Source organism: Thermus scotoductus DSM 8553, assembly GCF_000381045.1.
In the GTDB taxonomy this organism is placed as follows: Bacteria; Deinococcota; Deinococci; order Deinococcales; family Thermaceae; genus Thermus; species Thermus scotoductus.
On record NZ_KB905732.1, the window covers coordinates 1 to 16,213 of the forward strand.

A 16,213-nucleotide genomic window follows, 5' to 3' on the forward strand; every position below is an offset into this window, starting at 1 on the left:
GTAGATGGCCGCAGCATCCTGGGGGAGCCTAACCTCTTCCTCTTCCTCAAGAACCAGGATGGTGCCCGTGGGTAGCTGGATGGCCCTGGCAGGCAGAATCCCTTGCTTGAACCACTTCCAGGCGGTGCGGTAGGGAATCCCGTGCTTTCTGGCCCAATGGGACAGCTTCACCCCTATCTCTCCGCCTTTACCTTAACACAGAAGAGGATAGACGTCAATAACAGACCACAACTTTGGCAACCGGTATCAGGACCTCCTCCCTAACAGCCGTTTGGGGGGAAGTATAAGGGGAAGGCAAAACGGATGTCAACGCTCTCTTGCCAGGGTGTAAAAAACCGTTAGACCCTGTATAGCCCTTCTTATGCTACACTCTTTAAGGTATTGGGGGCCAAGGCCCCAGGGAGGGAAATGGATGAAAAGGACCTGGCAACCCAACCGGAGGAAGCGGGCCAAGACCCACGGCTTCCGGGCCCGCATGAGGACCCCAGGCGGCAGGAAGGTATTGAAGCGGAGAAGGCAGAAGGGCCGCTGGCGCCTCACCCCCAGGGTGAACGCCTGAGCCAACCCCCCCCTGCAGCGGGGGGTAAACTCCTTTCCCTAAAGGGCGACCGGGCATTCCAAAGGCTCCGCCAAGGACGCGCGGGGCGGGGCCGTTTTTTAAGCGTCAAGTGGCTTCCTGCCCCCGAGCTTAGGGTTGGCATCGTGGTGTCCAAGAAGGTGGGCAAGGCGGTGGTGCGCAACCGCATCAAGCGCCGCCTAAGGGAGATCCTCCGCCGCCTCCACCTCCCCAAGGCCCACCTCCTGGTCATCGCCAGCCCCGAGGCCCGGGAGGCCACCTACGCCGAGCTCTTCCAAGACCTCATCCGCGCCCTCAAGAAGAGTGGGCTGGTACAATAGGCGGCGTGCGCGGCGTACTGATCCTTCTGGTCAAGGCATACCGCAGGTTCATCTCTCCCCTCAAACCCAGGACCTGCCGCTTCCATCCCACCTGTTCGGCCTATGCCCTCGAGGCCCTGGAGCGCCATGGGGCCTTCTGGGGTAGCTACCTGGCGGTAAGACGCATCCTTAAATGCCATCCCCTGCACCCCGGGGGGCTGGACCCGGTGCCCTTGGTCTTCCCGCCCCGGAAAACCCTTAAAACCCACAAGGAGGCACGATGAGAAGGCTTTGGGCTACCCTCTTCCTCCTGGCCCTGCCGGCTTTGGCCCTCGAGGCGGGGTTCAAGGACCAGGACGTGAACGGGGACGGGGTGCCGGAGAAGATTGCCGTCACCAACCTCATGGACCTGGCCTTTGACCAGAAGGGCCAGGTGGTGGGCTGGTACGTGAAGACCTACAAGGGCACGGCCTTCAACGACTACACCCGCGCCCCCAACCTGAGCGGCAACGGCCCCGTGGTGGCCCCGGTGGGCTTCACCCCGGAGAAAGCGGAGTACCAGGTGGAGGATGGCCGCCTTCTGGCCCGTTTCCAGGGCCAAGAGGGCACCCTCACCTACCGCATCGAAAAGGGGCGGTACACCGTCCAGGTGACGGCCGACTTCCCCCTCACCCTGAGGCTTTCCGCCCAGGGAAGCCCCAAGGTGCTCCTACAAGGGCAAACGGAACCCACCCCGAGCGGGGAGGGCCAGCTGGTTTACCTGGCCTGGCAGACCAAGCCCAAGGCGGGCTATGCCCTGGTGGCCTTCGCCCAAAGGCCCTTTTCGGGGAAGCTGGTGGGCAAGGAGGCCACCCTTACCCTGACTCCCGGGGAGACCCTCAAGGTCTACGGGGGCCAGAACGAGCTGGTGCGCTTCCACGTGGAGGGCCTTCTCTCCCTTCCCGGCCTCTTTTCCCCCAACATCTGGGGGCAGCTTTCCCTGGGGCTTCTCTGGCTCATGGAGGTGGCCTTCCGCTACACGGGTAGCTGGGGCCTGGCCATCCTCTTCCTGACCCTGGTGGTGCGCCTCCTCCTTTGGCCCCTCATGCACCAGCAGTTCAAGAGCATGGCGGAGATACAACGCCTCCAGCCCCTGATCCAAAAGATCAACGAGAAGTACAAGGACGACCCCAACAAGCGGGCGGAGGCCACCATGAAGCTCTACCAGGAGCACAAGGTGAACCCCGCCGCAGGCTGCCTCCCCCTCTTCATCCAGATGCCCATCCTCTTTATCCTTTGGAAGGTGATCGCCAACTACGAGTTCGGCCAGGGCCTCCTCTGGATCCCCGACCTGGCCCTCCCCGACCCCTTCTACATCCTCCCCGCCCTCTACGTGGCCTCCACCTTCCTCTCCACCTGGCTTTCCGCCCACGGGAACAAGGACCTCATCCGGCAAAGCCTCTTCATGAACCTGATCTTCATCTTCCTGGTCCTGCAGTTCCCCGCAGGGGTGACCCTCTACTGGGTGCTCTCCAACCTCATCGGCCTGGTGCAGCAGTGGCTGATCAACAAAAGCCTCAAGCCCTTAGCGGCGTAAACTGAGGGCATGGACGAGAAGAAAAAGAGCATCGACGACCTCCTCTCCGACCTGGGGGTGCTGGAAGAGGCCCCGGTGGGGATGGAGTTAAAAGAGGCGGGGAAAGCCAGCCCCACGCAAAAAGGGCCCAAAGAGGTGCTGGAGAGCTTCCTGGTGGGCCTTTTGCTGCGCCTGGACCCCGCCCACTACGTGGAGATCCGCCAGGAGGGGAACCTCCTCAAGGCGGAGGTCAAGGGTGGGGACCTGGGGCGGTTCATCGGCAAGGAGGGGCGCACCTTAAAGGCCGTGGAGTACCTGGCCGGGGTGGTGCTGGCCAAGCACTTCGGCAGCGCCTACCGGGTGATCCTGGATGCCGCCGGTTACCGCAAGCGGCAGGAGGACAAGATCCGCAAGATCGCCGAGGATGCCGCCCTCACCGTGGCCATGACCCAGGAGCCCCTGCACCTTCCCCCCATGCGCCCCTCGGAAAGGCGGATCGTGCACATGCTCCTAAAAAACCACCCCCAGGTGACCACGGAAAGCCAGGGGGAAGGGGAGGAAAGGCACGTGGTGGTCTACCCCCGTGGTCAGGCTCCTTCGGGAACTGGAGAGGAGGCTTAAGGCTAAAGGGCTCCCGGAAAAGGAGGCCTGGGACCTCCTGGCCTTGGCCTCGGGCCTTTCCCGTAAGGACCTCCTCCTTGGCCTATCCCGGACCCCGCCCCCAGGGACCGAAGCCAGGGCCCTGGCCCTCCTGGAAAAGCGCCTTGGGGGTTATCCCCTACAGTACCTGCTGGGGGAGGTGGAGTTCTTCGGCCTCCCCCTAAAGGTGCAAGAGGGCATCCTCATCCCCAGGCCCGAGACGGAGGGCCTGGTGGAGCTCGCCCTAGGGCTTCCCCTGCCCGAAGCTCCCCGTATTCTGGACGTGGGCACGGGCACGGGAGCCATCGCCCTGGCCCTAAAAACACATCTCCCGGAAGCCCAGGTGTGGGCCACGGATACCGACCCCAAGGCCGTGGCCTTGGCCCGGGAGAACGCCCGCAGGCTGGGGCTAGAGGTAACCTTTCTTCAGGCTCCCCTCACCGGCGGGGTGAAGGATCTGGACCTGGTCGTTTCCAACCCCCCCTACCTCCCCGAGGCCTACCGGTCCCAGGCTCCGAAGGAGCTGGCCTTTGAAAACCCCCAGGCCCTCTATGCGGGAAGGGAAGGGTTGGATGTGGCCCGTCCCCTGGCGGAGGAGGCCTTTGAGGCCCTCAGACCCGGCGGATTTCTCCTCCTGGAGCTCGCCCCGGAGAACGTCCAACTCCTGGCGGAAGAGCTTAAAGCCAAGGGATGGGAAGACGTGGAGGTGCTACAGGACCTAGCGGGTCGGGACCGGTACCTCCGGGCCCGGAGGCCCTCCCAGGAGGCGAAAGGAGAGAAGGGGCCTTTCCGTGGTCCATAGGTCCTTGGACGCCACCACCCCCACCCGCACCACTCCCCGTTTCCCCTGGAGGAGGCCAAGCCCCCGGGCCAGCTCCTCAGGGGAGGGAAAGGTGGCGTACTCCGGGGGGAAGCCCGCCTCCAAAAGCCTTTTCCTTACGGCCTCCCCCAGGGCCTCCAGGGCCTCCTGATCCCGGGCCGGGGTGGATAGCCGGAAGGTGCGGGCGGCCAAGACCTCCCCGGCGGCAAAGGCCTTGCGCTCGGGATAAAGGCGCACCCGCACCAAAAGCCTCCCCTCTTGGTACCCCGCCCCCTCCAGCACCGCCAGCCCCGGGCCCTGGGGAGCGTCCAAAAGCTCCACCCCCCGGAAACCCTGCAAAAGGGCCCGGCGCTCGGCCACCCGCGCCAGGGTTTCCCGCCCCTCCTCCGCCAAAAGGCGCACCTCCCCCAGGTAGAGGCCCTGGCTGAGCCGGACCAGGCTTTGGGCCAGCTGGCCCCGCTCCCCCTGAAGCACCTCCGCCTGCACCAGGAGATTCCTCACCCTTTCCTCCGTCTTTAGAAGCTCCTCCCGGGCCCTGGCGAGGCTGGCCTTCAAGGCCTCCACCTCCTGGGCAAGGACCTGGCGCTCCCGCCGGGTTTCCTCCAGGCGGGAAAGGGCCCTAAGCACATCCTCCTGCAGGCGCTTTCTTTCCTCGGCAAACCGGGCCCTTTCCGCCTCCGCCCGCTTTACCGCCTCCTGGAGGGTGGCAAGGCGCTTCTCCAGGGCCTTAAGCTCCTCGCTCTTCTCCGCCAGTTCCGCCGTCTTCCAGGCCAGCTCCTGGTTCCTTTCCACAAGAAGCCGGGCCAAAACCTGCCGCTCCGCCTCGAGGGTAGCCCGCTCCCTTCCCAGGGCCTGCACCTGGGAGGCCAGGGCCTTGGCCTCTTCCTCCAGGCGTTTCCTCACCTGGTTGGCCTGCTCCAGGGCCCGGGAAAGATCCTTTCGCTCCTCCCGCAGGACATTGAGTTCCGCCAGGGTCCTGCTGGCCTCGGCCTCCATGGCCGTCTTGGCCTCCAGGAGAACCTGCCGCTCCCTCCTAAGCTGGTCCCGCTCAGCCCGGATGGCCTGGGCCTCGAGGATCACCTCCCTGGCCTCCCGGAACACCAGGAGGAACCCCAGGTAGCTGAGAAGGGCGATCCCCACCCCGGCGAGGACCGCCACCAGGGTGGCCGTCTGCCTGGGCCTGAGGCCAAAAAGGCGGTAGTGCCGCTTCCCCGCCCACTTGGCCACCCTATCCCCCAGATAGGCCACCAAGGCGGCCAGGAGGAGGATCAGGATGAGGAGGGCCCAGAAGGTCATGGTTTAAAGCTCGTAGTCCTCTCCCAGGTAGTGCCGCCTTACCCCCTGGTCCCGGGCAAAGGTGTCGGGATCCCCGTGGAAGAGGATCTGGCCGTCATACATCACGTAGACCCGGTCGGTGATGGCCAGGGTTTCCCGCACCGCATGGTCGGTGATGAAAACCCCCACCCCCCGCCTCTCCCGGAGCTCGGCGATGACCTTTTGGATCTCCTTCACGTTCTTGGGGTCCACCCCGGTGAAGGGCTCGTCCAGAAGGATGAAATCGGGGTCGGTGCACAGGGCCCGCGCCATCTCCAGCCGCCTCCTTTCCCCCCCGGAAAGGGCGTAGGCCATCTGGTCCTTGAGGTGGTAGATGGCTAGTTCCTCCAAAAGGGCCTTGGCCTTCTCCAGGCGCTCCTCCCGGGAAAGGGGCTGGAACTCCAAGACGGCCAGGAGATTTTCCAAAACGGTCATCCGCCGAAAGGCAGAAGGTTCCTGGGGAAGATACCCCAGGCCCAGGCGGGCCCTCCGGTACATGGGCAGGCGGCCGATCTCCTGCCCCTTGAGAAAGATCCGCCCCGCCGTGGGCTTTATGAAGCCCACCAGCATGTAGAAGGTGGTGGTCTTCCCCGCCCCGTTGGGGCCGAAGAGGGCCACGATCTCCCCGCGCTTGAGGCTCAGGTCCACCCCCCGCACCACCTCCTTGGGGCCATAGCGTTTGCGCAAACCCTGGGCCAGAAGCTCCCCGTCCATTACCTCCCAGGGTAAGCCCCAACCTTTAGCCCCGGGTGAGATAATGGGCGAGGTATGGTGGTGACCCGCATCGCCCCAAGCCCCACGGGGGACCCCCACGTGGGAACGGCGTACATTGCCCTCTTCAACTACGTCTGGGCCAGGAAAAACGGGGGGCGTTTCCTGGTGCGCATAGAGGATACCGACCGCACCCGCTACGTACCCGGGGCGGAGGAGCGCATCCTGGCCGCCTTGAAGTGGCTCGGCATCTCCTACGACGAGGGGCCGGATATCGGCGGGCCCCACGCCCCTTACCGCCAGTCCGAGAGGCTTCCCCTCTACCGAAAGCACGCCGAGGAACTCCTCAGGCGGGGCTTCGCCTACCGGGCTTTTGAAACCCCGGAGGAGCTGGAAAGGATCCGGAAGGAAAAGGGAGGGTACGACGGCCGCGCCCGCAACATCCCTCCCGAGGAAGCGGAGGAGCGGGCCCGAAGGGGCGAGCCCCACGTGATCCGCTTAAAAGTGCCCAGGCCCGGTACCACGGAGGTGAAGGACGAGCTTCGGGGGCTGGTGGTCTACGACAACCAGGAGATCCCCGACGTGGTCCTCCTCAAGTCCGACGGCTACCCCACCTACCACCTGGCCAACGTGGTGGACGACCACCTCATGGGGGTGACGGACGTGATCCGGGCCGAGGAGTGGCTGGTTTCTACCCCCATCCACGTCCTCCTTTACCGGGCTTTTGGCTGGGAGGTGCCCAAGTTCTACCACATGCCCCTCCTTAGAAACCCCGACAAGACCAAGATCAGCAAGCGAAAAAGCCACACCTCCTTGGAATGGTACCGGGCTGAAGGCTTTTTGCCCGAGGCCTTACGGAACTACCTGGCCCTCATGGGCTTCTCCATGCCCGACGGGCGGGAGATCTTCACCCTCGAGGAGCTCATCGAGGCCTTCACCTGGGAGCGGGTGTCCCTGGGAGGCCCGGTCTTCGACCTGGAGAAGCTCCGCTGGCTCAATGGCAAGTACATCCGCGAGGTCCTCCCCCTCGAGGAGGTGGCGGAGCGGGCGAAGCCCTTTTTGCAGGCGGCCGGGCTTTCCTGGCCCAGCGAGGCCTACCTGAGGCGGGCGGTGGAGCTCATGCGCCCCCGGTTTGACACCCTCAAGGAGCTTCCGGAAAAGGCCCCTTACCTGTTCAGCGAGGACTACCCTTTCACGGAAAAGGCCCTGGAGAAGATGAGGGAAGGCCTTCCTGTGCTTCGCGAGGTGGAGCCCCTCCTCCGGGCCCAGGAGGACTGGAGCGAGGCTGCCCTGGACGCCCTCCTCCGGGGCTTCGCCCAGGAGCGGGGCCTTAAACTCGGCCAGGTGGCCCAGCCCTTACGGGCCGCCCTCACGGGAAGCCTGGAAACCCCGGGGCTTTTCGAGATCATGGCCCTTCTCGGCAAGGAGCGGGTCCTCGCCCGGCTGGCCCGGGCCCTGGCGGGAGGAACTTCGTGAAACACCCCACAAGCCAGGGTATACTGGAGCCATGAGGCGGGTTCTCCTTACTCTCCTTCTCGTTTTGGGAATGGCCAGCGCCCAGAGCGCCATTCAGATGCGGTTTGGCTATGGGGAAAGCCTTGGGCTCACCTTCGGGGCGGGGCTGGAAAACCGCCTGCGGCAGAACCTCTCGGGCCGGCTTTCCGCCATGCTGGCCCCGGCAGCCCCGGGTGTGGCCCTGGAGGGAGCCCTCCTCTTCAAACCCGACCTGGGCCAGTACGACCCCAGCCTGAAGGGCCTCCTCCCCTACTTCGGCGGGGGGCTCAGCGCCGTGGTGGGGCCAAGCCTCACCGCCGGGGTGAGCTTCACCGGGGGGCTGGAGGGCCTTCTGGACCCCTACACGGGGCTTTTTGCCGAGGCCACCTACGTGTACGGCTTCGCCAACTTCCCCAAGGTCTGGCACTTCACCCTGGGGGTAAGTTTCCGCTAAAGGCCCTAAGGCGGGGTGCGGGGGCTTGCAAAATAGGGAAACGATGGGCTTCTTTGACCGATTGAAAGCCGGCCTCGCCAAGACGCGGGAAACCCTCCTCAAGGCCATCCCCTGGGGCGGAAGCCCGGAGGAGGTCCTGGAGGAGCTGGAAATGGCCCTCCTTGCCGCCGACGTGGGCCTCGAGGCCACCGAGGAGCTCCTGGCCGAGGTAAGGGCCTCGGGGCGGAAGGACCTGAAGGAGGCCGTTAAGGAGAAACTTGTCCAGATGCTGGAGCCGGACGAGCGCCGGGCCACCTTGAGGAAGCTTGGCTTCCGCCCGCAAAACCCCAAGCCCATAGAACCCCAGGGCCACGTGGTCCTGGTGGTGGGGGTGAACGGGGTGGGCAAGACCACCACCATCGCCAAGCTGGGCCGCTACTACCAAAACCTGGGCAGGAAGGTCATGTTCTGCGCCGGGGACACCTTCCGGGCCGCCGGGGGAGCCCAGCTTTCCGAGTGGGGCAAGCGGCTTGGCATCCCCGTCATCCAGGGGCCGGAAGGAGCCGACCCCGCCGCTTTGGCCTTTGATGCGGCAAGCGCCCGGAAAGCCAGGGGCTACGACCTCCTCCTGGTGGACACCGCGGGCCGCCTCCACACCAAGCACAACCTCATGGAGGAACTCAAGAAGGTGAAGCGGGCCATCGCCAAGGCCGACCCCGAGGAGCCCAAGGAGGTCTGGCTGGTACTGGATGCCGTCACCGGGCAAAACGGCCTGGAGCAGGCCAAGCGCTTCCACGAGGCGGTGGGGCTCACCGGGGTCATCGTCACCAAGCTGGACGGCACCGCCAAGGGGGGGGTCCTCATCCCCATCGTGCGCACCCTCAAGGTGCCCATCAAGTTCATCGGCGTAGGGGAAGGCCCTGACGACCTCCAGCCCTTCGACGCCGAGGCCTTTGTGGAAGCCCTCCTGGAGGGGTAATTAACGGGTCTTCAGGCGCTGGCTTGCCCGGTGCCAAGGTCGGGATTAGAATAGTGGCAAATGAGCCCTTCCAGGGAAGAAGTTGTTGCCCACTACGCTGACAGGCTTCACCAAGTTCTTCAGAAAACCATAGCGCAGAACCCCAACGAGGCTGAGTTCCGAAGAGCGGTAGAGCCTCTATTGGAGGAGTTTTTACGGGAAATGGGCCTCGAGCCCCTAGCCCGAGCAGAGTACACCTTAGCACAGGGACGGGCCGATGCCATCTTTAATCGCTTGGTCATCGAGTACGAGCGCCCCGGTGTCCTCAAGCCCAAGCCAGACGCCGCCACACGGCATGCGGTGCAACAGGTTAAGGATTACCTGTCCGGCATCGCCCAGAGGGAGCGGCATGCCAAGGAACGCCTAGCAGGTGTGGCGTTTGACGGGCGCTATTTGATCTTCGTCCGGCACATGGGGGAAAGGTGGGTGGAGGAACCTCCCGTGGAGGCCAATCCCCACTCGCTCAAGCGCTTCCTCACCTGGCTTGCGGGCTTGGCTTCGGGGATTGCCCTGACCTCGGAAAACCTCAACCGGGACTTCAGCATAGAGCAATTGCGCACCCAAACCATCCTCCGTGGGCTTTACCAAGCTTTGGAAAAGGCCCTGGCGGAAGAGGGTCTGGTCCGCCAGCTCTTTGAGCAATGGCGCATCTTCTTCAGCGAGGCCATAGACTACTCCGAAACCTTTGGCGGGCGCAAGTTGGAACCGCTTAAAAAATGGGTGCGCAAAGCAGGTCTCAACATCCAAACCCCAGAAGAAGCCGAGCGTTTCTTCTTCGTCCTCCACACGTACTTCGCCCTATTGGCCAAGCTGCTCGCCTGGCTGGCCCTTTCCCGCCACATGGGGGTTAGGCTGGGAGCCCCGGTGTTCTCTGCCCTTGCTGCTGCAGACGGGGAAACCCTGCAGAAGAGGCTTGGGGAGATGGAGTCGGGAGGCATATTCCGGCAGTACGGCATCCTCAACCTTCTGGAGGGGGATTTCTTCGCCTGGTACCTTCACGCCTGGAGCAGCGAGGTGGAGCGTGCCCTCCGTGACCTCATCGAACGCCTAGATGAGTACGACCCCACCACCCTCTCCCTCTTCCCCGAGGAAACCCGGGACCTTTTCAAAAAGCTTTACCACTACCTCTTGCCCCGGGAAATCCGCCACAACCTGGGGGAGTACTACACCCCAGACTGGCTGGCTTGGCGCCTCCTGGTGCAGCTGGACAATACCTTCTTCGCCGGAACCCCCTCGCCCAATGACGAAAAGTTGCGCCAGAAGCTCCTTGGGACCCGGTTTTTAGACCCCGCATGCGGATCCGGTACCTTCTTGGTCCTTGTCATCGGAAGGATGCTGGAGCTCGGGCGGTTGCTTATGGTTCCGGAGAGGGACCTTTTAGAGGCAATTCTAAAAAATGTGGTGGGTTTCGATCTGAACCCTCTAGCTGTCCTCACAGCCCGGGTGAACTATCTCCTGGCCATTGCCGATCTCCTTCAGTACCGCCAAGGGGATATCACCATCCCTATTTACCTGGCCGACTCCGTTCGCACGCCTGCCGAGGGGCAGGACCTTTTCAACCAGGGTATCTACCTCTTCCCCACCGCTGTGGGGGAGTTTCAGGTGCCGGGGGTGCTGGTCGCTACCCCAAAACGCTTCGATCGCTTTTGTGAGATTTTGGAAGACAGTATACGCTCCGAGCTGGATGCAAAGGCCTTCCTGGAGAGAACACGAAGGGAACTGGCCCTCGAGGACAACGGATGGGATGCCCACGCCCGTGGGTTGACCAAAGACCTTTATGAAAAACTTCTGGATCTCCACAGGAGAGGCCTCAACGGGCTCTGGGCGCGGCTTCTCAAGAACAACTTCGCTCCCCTCACCGTGGGACAGTTTGACTACGTCATGGGCAACCCGCCTTGGATTAACTGGGAACACCTGCCTGACGAATATAGGGAAAGCATCAAGGACCTTTGGCTCCGTTACCGGATAGCTGGCTCCTTCAAAGGTGGGCGACCCCGCCTAGGAGCAGTCAAAGTGGACATCTCTGCCCTGATGACCTACGTAACGGCTGACAAGCTACTCAAAAGCAGCGGCAAGTTGGGTTTTGTTATCACCCAGTCACTCCTGAAAACGGCGGGTGCCGGAGCCGGGTTCCGACGGTTCAGCATCCCTGGCAAAAACGGCAAGGAAATCCCCCTTCGTGTCCTGCACGTGGATGACATGGTGAACCTCAACCCCTTCGAGGGTGCCTCCAACCGCACGGCGGTGATGGTGTTAGAGAAAGGCAAGCCAACGACTTATCCCGTACCCTACACGGTCTGGCGCAAAAAGAAAGGCGCCCGCTTCACCTACGAAAGCACCCTCGATGAAGTACAAGCCGCCACCCGCCGGCTCCAGTTCCAGGCCGAGCCCGTGGACCCGAACGACCCCACCTCCCCCTGGCTCACCGCCCGCCCGAAGGCACTCAAGGCTGCGCGCAAAATCATGGGCCGTTCCGATTATGAAGCCCACGCTGGAGTTTGCACCTGGGCAAACGCCGTCTACTGGGTCGAACCGGTGCTGAAGCGCCCCGATGGGCTTTGGGTGATACGCAACCTGACCGAAGGTGCCAAGGTCAAGGTGGACGAGGTGACCGAGCTGATTGAGCCTGATTTGCTTTACCCCCTCCTGCGCGGGCGGGACGTCCAGCGCTGGCGGGCGGAACCCTCGGCGTGGATTATCGTGCCGCAAGACCCAACTAACCCAACCCGCGCCTATCCTGAAGCGAAGTTACAAGCGGATTACCCCAAGACTTACAGCTACCTCAAGCGGTTTGAAGAGGTACTACGTAATCGGAGTGGCTTTAAGCAAATCCTCTCCAAGCGTGAGACAGAGTTTTACGGCGTCATGGACATCGGCAACTACACCTTCGCCCCGTGGAAGGTGGTGTGGCGCGGCCAAGTTGCTCCTCACCTTGTTGCTGCCGTAACCTCAACCCTTGACGGCAAAGTCATTGTGCCTGATCAAACAGTGTACTTGGCATCCTTCAAAGAACCAGCACCAGCGCATTTCCTTTGCGCGTGTCTCGACTCGTCCCCCATTCGCTTGACGTACGCAATGCACGGTTACAAACATGTCACCATGGATGTCATTAAGCACATCCGCATCCCGCGCTACGACTCGTCGGACCCAGTGCATCGGCGGCTTTCGGAGTTATCAGAAGAAGCGCACGAGGCAGCCAAAACGGGAAACGTGCAGAAGGTGGCTGAGCTGGAGGCAGATATTGACAAAGAAGCCGCCAAGCTCTGGGGGCTGACGCCGGAGGAACTAAAGGAGATACAGGAAAGCCTCCGCGAACTCGGAAACACGCAGTGATAGAGGAGGTATGAAGCCCCTAAAGAGCCTTCGGGAAATCCTGGCAACCCTAGCCCGTGAAGCGGAAGTGCTATCCGCCGTGGGTGGGGCAGTAGAGGATTTGGAGCGCCCCGACTTTGAGGAGCGAGAGGACCAGGCTCTCAGCGAGGAGGAGCGCGTCTTCGACACCATCTTTGAGAAAAGCCAGGATGGAACCCGCCCTCCCCTCTACCGCCCCACCCAACCCCTAACCCGACACGACAGGCACCTTTTCCGTTACTTTTTGGATGGCTCCTTCCGTTCCTACTTCCTGGGCACTCTCCTCGAACTCGAGCGGGAAACCCCCGTTCACTTTGCCCAAATCGGGGCCTGTGTGCTTCGCCGCGAGGATAATGGCTCGGTGCGGCGGGAAGTTTTAGAGATACGGAACCTCCTCCTTGCGGGTAGAAAGCGTCTCTCTCCTGAGCTGTGGGATACATTGAAAAACGCCGCCAAGACGGCAGGTATAAGGCTTGTGGATTTGGAAGAACGGGACATCGTGTCTCGTGTGCTTTCCGACTTTGACCTTCGCAATAAGGCAGCGGGTAAGGTGCGATTTGAGATGCACAACTTAGAAGCCGAGCTCATCAGGGAAGTTCTACCCCGACTAGCGATGGACCGTTGGCTGGTAGTAGACGGTTCCCTTCAGTTTCAACCCACCCTCAACGACTTAAGCCAGAAAGACGGAATACAACCCGTGCTGGGTGTGGCCAAAAACTTCCGTAAGGATCCTCAGTTCATCTTTGGACGAGGGCCCCGGAGCGAGCGCCGCTCCATCTACAAACTCCTTGCTGAACTGGAACCCTATCACCGCACCGCCGCCTATAGCGCCCGGCAGGGCAAACTGGTCTTCTGGTACGTCCGGTTGCGGGAGCAAACCCAAATGGACTACCCCCTTATGGGGGTGGTTAAGGCTGAGCTGGTCAACCCCTCCCAGGAGCCGGTACCCTCGGAGTTGATTGACCTGTTATCCCGTGCCCTGGTGGCGGAAAGGAGCGTTACCCCCCACGGTCAAGACCGTCGGTGGCATGCCCATCTGTATCCTATCTTTCTAGCCGAGCGGGCCATCAAGGAAAGCCTGGTGTCCCGGGAAGTAGTGCAACAGTTTCTGAAATGGAGGTGAGCTATGCCTGAACCCATCGAACGCCCGGTAATAGGCCTCTCCTCGGCCACCACCAACCAGCCTAACTCCTCCGACGAGTTCCACTTCTGGCTGGCACCGGAGGTGATCGTCAACCCCTTCGACATCGTGGAAGCCGAGCAGGTGGCTCCCGGAGGCGAAAAAAGCCGCACCTTTGGCATCGTAACTACCTTGGAACACACCACCGATGCCCCAAGCCACCTCTCCAACTACATCTCCAACGACTTCGGCCAGGTGTCCACCGAACCCAATACTCTCCGCCAGGGCACCACTATTGCCCGGGTGGCCGTGCTTTCCAACGACCAGGACATCTACATGCCGGTGATGAACGACCGGCCCGTGCGCTTTGCTGACGAGAGCGGGATCCATGTTGCCCTGGGCATAGACCAGGTGCCGGAGCGTTACCGGGTTCCCGCCGGACTGATCAGGATGTCCAACGGCACCCAGGCGGTAGTCTATCTAGATAGCCGCTATATCCTAGGGCCTGAGGGCGCGCACGTGAACATAAGCGGCATCTCGGGCCTGGCCACAAAAACCTCCTACGCCATCTTCCTCATCCAGTCCATCCTGCAAAAGGTGGAAAACCGAGACCGCATAGGGGTCATCATCCTTAACGTCAAGCACGGCGACCTTCTTTCCATCGACCAGCCGCCCCCCAAGGGCCTGGAGCCGGAACAGCATGAGCTTTGGGAAAGACTGGGCCTTATCCCCAAGCCCTTCAGCAACGTACGCTACCTTCTTCCCTACGGTAAAGACACCCCCACCACAGGCCGGCCCAACAGCTTCCGCCTTCCCGAACGCAACTGGTTCCTGTACGCTTACTCCTTGCAGGATACCTACAACAAGCTGGATCTCCTCCTCTCCAACATCCCCGACCCCTGGGACACCGTGGGCGCCCTCATCGGGGAGATCACCCAAGGCCTTTCCGACCCCAGAACGGGGCAATGGGGACCGTCGGGAAAGTGGAAGGGCGTGCAAGACTGGCAAACCCTGCTCAACGGCGAGCCCCTTGTCAAGGATGGGCAAGCCCAGCCGGTAGGGGACGTGCGTGCCCAATCGGTGGCCCGGTTTAGGCGGCTACTCCGCCGCATCGTCCAGACCCGTCAAACAGGAATCTTCATTCCTCAGCGCCCAAGGCACGTCAAAAACCTAAGCGAGGAAATCGCTAAGATCCGGGGTGGGGAAACCATTGTGGTGGACATCGCTCGCCTAGCGGACGACGAGCAGACCCTGGTCTTTGGCGATATCCTGCGCACCATCTACAACCTCTATGCGGAGGAAGGTAGCGAGCGCGAAGACTTGCCGGAAAAGGTCATCATCTTCGTAGACGAGCTTAACAAGTACGCTCCTGCACGGGAGAAGGAATCGCCCATCCTGGAACAGGTCCTGGACATCGCCGAACGGGGCCGGTCCTTGGGGGTGGTCCTGTTTGGAGCAGAGCAGTTCATGAGTGCGGTGCACGAACGGGTAGCGGGCAACTCCGCCACTTTGGTCCTCGGGCGAAGCGGCTCCGCCGAGCTTTCCTCCTCCGTTTACCGGTTCCTGGACCCCGCCATTAAGGCCAACATCTCTCGCCTGCAAAAGGGCGAGCTAATCCTAAGCCACGCCACCTTCCGGCAGCCGGTTAAAATCTCCTTCCCCAAGCCCGCCTATTTGCAAGAAGGTGCCACCTAGAAATAGGGCTCTCTCCTAGGCACCAGGGTGGGCAGACGGTATGCTCTCCCCATGAACCGCGCTCCGCTTGCACCCGTCGTACTCGCCTTCGCCTGGGTGGTGGCCCTGGTGGCCACCTTGGGAAGCCTCTACTATTCCGAGGTGCGGCTTTTCCTGCCCTGCGAACTATGCTGGTACCAGCGGATCTTCATGTATCCCCAAGCGGTCCTACTGGGCATAGCCCTTTGGCGGCAGGACTTCTCGGTATGGCCCTATAGCCTCGCCCTTTCCCTCATCGGGGGTAGCTTCAGCAGCCTGCACCTCTTGCAGCAAAACTTCCCCGACCTCTTCACCCTGGCCTGCAAGCCCCCGGTGCCCTGCTCCGTGGAGTACATTCCCCAGTTCCCCATCCCCTTGCAGGCCCTGATCGCCTTCCTCCTCATCGCCCTCAGCATGGGGCTTTTGGCCCGAGAGGCCCGTCAAAGGGGGTAGCCGAGCCCCTCGAGGACCGCCCTTACCCTAAAGCCCAGAAGGTCCTCCGGGGGGTGAACTATCTGCACCCTCTCCCAGACCCCCCGGTCCAGGGGGGAAAAAGCCACCAGGGCGTGGAAGGGGTGGAGAAGATCCAGGCTAAGCCGCCCACCCGCGTAGAGGATCAGGTCCGTCTTGAGGGACAGGGCCCTGGCCTCCTCCGGCCTCAAGGCCACGTGCCCCCGGGCCCGCTCCGGCAGGCGGGCCAAAAAGCTATCCCCCTCGGCGAAGCTTTTCGCCACCACGGAAACCTGGGCCAAAGGCCTCAGGAAAGGAGCCAAAGAAGGCCTTAAAGGACCGAGCCAAAGCCCCTTGGCCCCGGGGAAGTGGGTGGAAAGGAACCGCTCCAGGGCCACCCCTTCCGTGTACTGCCCCATCAGCCCCCCCACCCGGGGGACCACCAGGTCCAAAAGCCCTGCCTCCAGGGCCTCCGCCTCCAGGGAAAGGCTTGGGGCCAGGTCCTTGGGAGGCGGCAGGGCCTCCGCCAGCACCGCCCCGGCCAGGCCCAAAGGGGCCAGGCAGGGGAAGAGGGCAAAGGGATCCTGGGCCTCCACGGGATAGGGGAAAAGGGGAAGCCTGGCCGTGGCCACCTCGGCCACCAGCCGGTCAAAGAGGGGGGAAGGGACCTTGTAGAGAAAAGCCAGGGGACGGGCCTTGTGGTACTCGGGCCGCATGCC

Annotated in this window: 16 protein-coding genes; 13 read left to right on the top strand and 3 right to left on the bottom strand. The window is 62.5% G+C overall.

Annotated features, from left to right (window positions below):
- The first annotated feature begins 412 nt into the window (after nucleotides 1-412).
- The 6 genes from rpmH to prmC are packed head-to-tail and all read left to right on the top strand — an operon-like array spanning nucleotide 413 to nucleotide 3,872.
- Nucleotides 413-559, top strand: a complete 147-nt coding sequence (gene rpmH / locus F604_RS12495) for a 50S ribosomal protein L34 (protein WP_015716485.1) — start codon at nucleotides 413-415, stop codon at nucleotides 557-559.
- Entirely contained in the window at nucleotides 556-897 is a 342-nt protein-coding gene (rnpA, locus tag F604_RS0102120; RefSeq protein WP_081624234.1) for a ribonuclease P protein component, read from the top strand. Before rpmH ends, rnpA begins: the two co-directional genes overlap by 4 nt.
- Before the next feature lie 5 nt (nucleotides 898-902).
- Complete coding sequence (yidD, locus tag F604_RS0102125; RefSeq protein WP_015716483.1) at nucleotides 903-1,160, top strand: membrane protein insertion efficiency factor YidD; 258 nt, start codon at nucleotides 903-905, stop codon at nucleotides 1,158-1,160.
- Nucleotides 1,157-2,452 (top strand): YidC/Oxa1 family membrane protein insertase, encoded by a 1,296-nt coding sequence (locus tag F604_RS0102130; protein ID WP_019550231.1) that lies wholly within the window; start codon nucleotides 1,157-1,159, stop codon nucleotides 2,450-2,452. Before yidD ends, F604_RS0102130 begins: the two co-directional genes overlap by 4 nt.
- Before the next feature lie 9 nt (nucleotides 2,453-2,461).
- A complete protein-coding gene (locus tag F604_RS0102135) occupies nucleotides 2,462-3,052 on the top strand; it encodes a Jag family protein (RefSeq protein ID WP_019550232.1) in 591 nt (196 codons plus the stop codon).
- Nucleotides 3,015-3,872 (top strand): peptide chain release factor N(5)-glutamine methyltransferase, encoded by an 858-nt coding sequence (prmC, locus tag F604_RS0102140; RefSeq protein WP_019550233.1) that lies wholly within the window; start codon nucleotides 3,015-3,017, stop codon nucleotides 3,870-3,872. The genes F604_RS0102135 and prmC overlap by 38 nt, the downstream gene beginning before the upstream one ends.
- On the opposite strand, the gene F604_RS0102145 is transcribed toward prmC, so the two are convergent.
- Together F604_RS0102145 and lptB are read right to left on the bottom strand one after the other, a co-directional pair.
- Complete coding sequence (locus F604_RS0102145; RefSeq protein WP_019550234.1) at nucleotides 3,789-5,186, bottom strand: DUF3084 domain-containing protein; 1,398 nt, start codon at nucleotides 5,184-5,186, stop codon at nucleotides 3,789-3,791. The two genes, prmC and F604_RS0102145, sit on opposite strands and share 84 nt — an antisense overlap.
- 3 nt (nucleotides 5,187-5,189) lie before the next feature.
- Nucleotides 5,190-5,918, bottom strand: a complete 729-nt coding sequence (lptB, locus tag F604_RS0102150; protein WP_019550235.1) for an LPS export ABC transporter ATP-binding protein — start codon at nucleotides 5,916-5,918, stop codon at nucleotides 5,190-5,192.
- A 54-nt stretch (nucleotides 5,919-5,972) separates the two neighbouring features.
- Here lptB and gltX point away from each other — a divergent pair, with 54 nt between their 5' ends.
- From gltX to F604_RS0102185, 7 genes are read left to right on the top strand one after another with little or no spacing between them, the layout of a single operon-like run.
- A complete protein-coding gene (gltX, locus tag F604_RS0102155; protein WP_019550236.1) occupies nucleotides 5,973-7,391 on the top strand; it encodes a glutamate--tRNA ligase in 1,419 nt (472 codons plus the stop codon).
- 31 nt (nucleotides 7,392-7,422) lie between these two features.
- The gene (locus F604_RS0102160; RefSeq protein WP_015716477.1) at nucleotides 7,423-7,863 is read left to right on the top strand and encodes a hypothetical protein; all 441 of its coding nucleotides are present in this window, start codon (nucleotides 7,423-7,425) and stop codon (nucleotides 7,861-7,863) included.
- Nucleotides 7,864-7,906: 43 nt separating this feature from the next.
- On the top strand, nucleotides 7,907-8,821 hold the full coding sequence (gene ftsY / locus F604_RS0102165; RefSeq protein ID WP_019550237.1) for a signal recognition particle-docking protein FtsY: 915 nt from the start codon (nucleotides 7,907-7,909) through the stop codon (nucleotides 8,819-8,821).
- A 60-nt stretch (nucleotides 8,822-8,881) separates the two neighbouring features.
- Entirely contained in the window at nucleotides 8,882-12,193 is a 3,312-nt protein-coding gene (locus F604_RS11780; RefSeq protein ID WP_019550238.1) for an Eco57I restriction-modification methylase domain-containing protein, read from the top strand.
- A 10-nt stretch (nucleotides 12,194-12,203) separates the two neighbouring features.
- A complete protein-coding gene (locus F604_RS0102175; protein ID WP_019550239.1) occupies nucleotides 12,204-13,334 on the top strand; it encodes a hypothetical protein in 1,131 nt (376 codons plus the stop codon).
- A 3-nt stretch (nucleotides 13,335-13,337) separates the two neighbouring features.
- Nucleotides 13,338-15,026 (top strand): ATP-binding protein, encoded by a 1,689-nt coding sequence (locus F604_RS0102180; RefSeq protein ID WP_019550240.1) that lies wholly within the window; start codon nucleotides 13,338-13,340, stop codon nucleotides 15,024-15,026.
- 51 nt (nucleotides 15,027-15,077) lie between these two features.
- Nucleotides 15,078-15,497 (top strand): disulfide bond formation protein B, encoded by a 420-nt coding sequence (locus F604_RS0102185; RefSeq protein ID WP_019550241.1) that lies wholly within the window; start codon nucleotides 15,078-15,080, stop codon nucleotides 15,495-15,497.
- Here F604_RS0102185 and F604_RS0102190 read toward each other — a convergent pair.
- Nucleotides 15,485-16,210, bottom strand: coding sequence for a hypothetical protein (locus F604_RS0102190; protein WP_019550242.1), 726 nt, complete (start codon nucleotides 16,208-16,210; stop codon nucleotides 15,485-15,487). The genes F604_RS0102185 and F604_RS0102190 overlap by 13 nt on opposite strands.
- Between the last annotated feature and the right edge of the window lie 3 nt (nucleotides 16,211-16,213).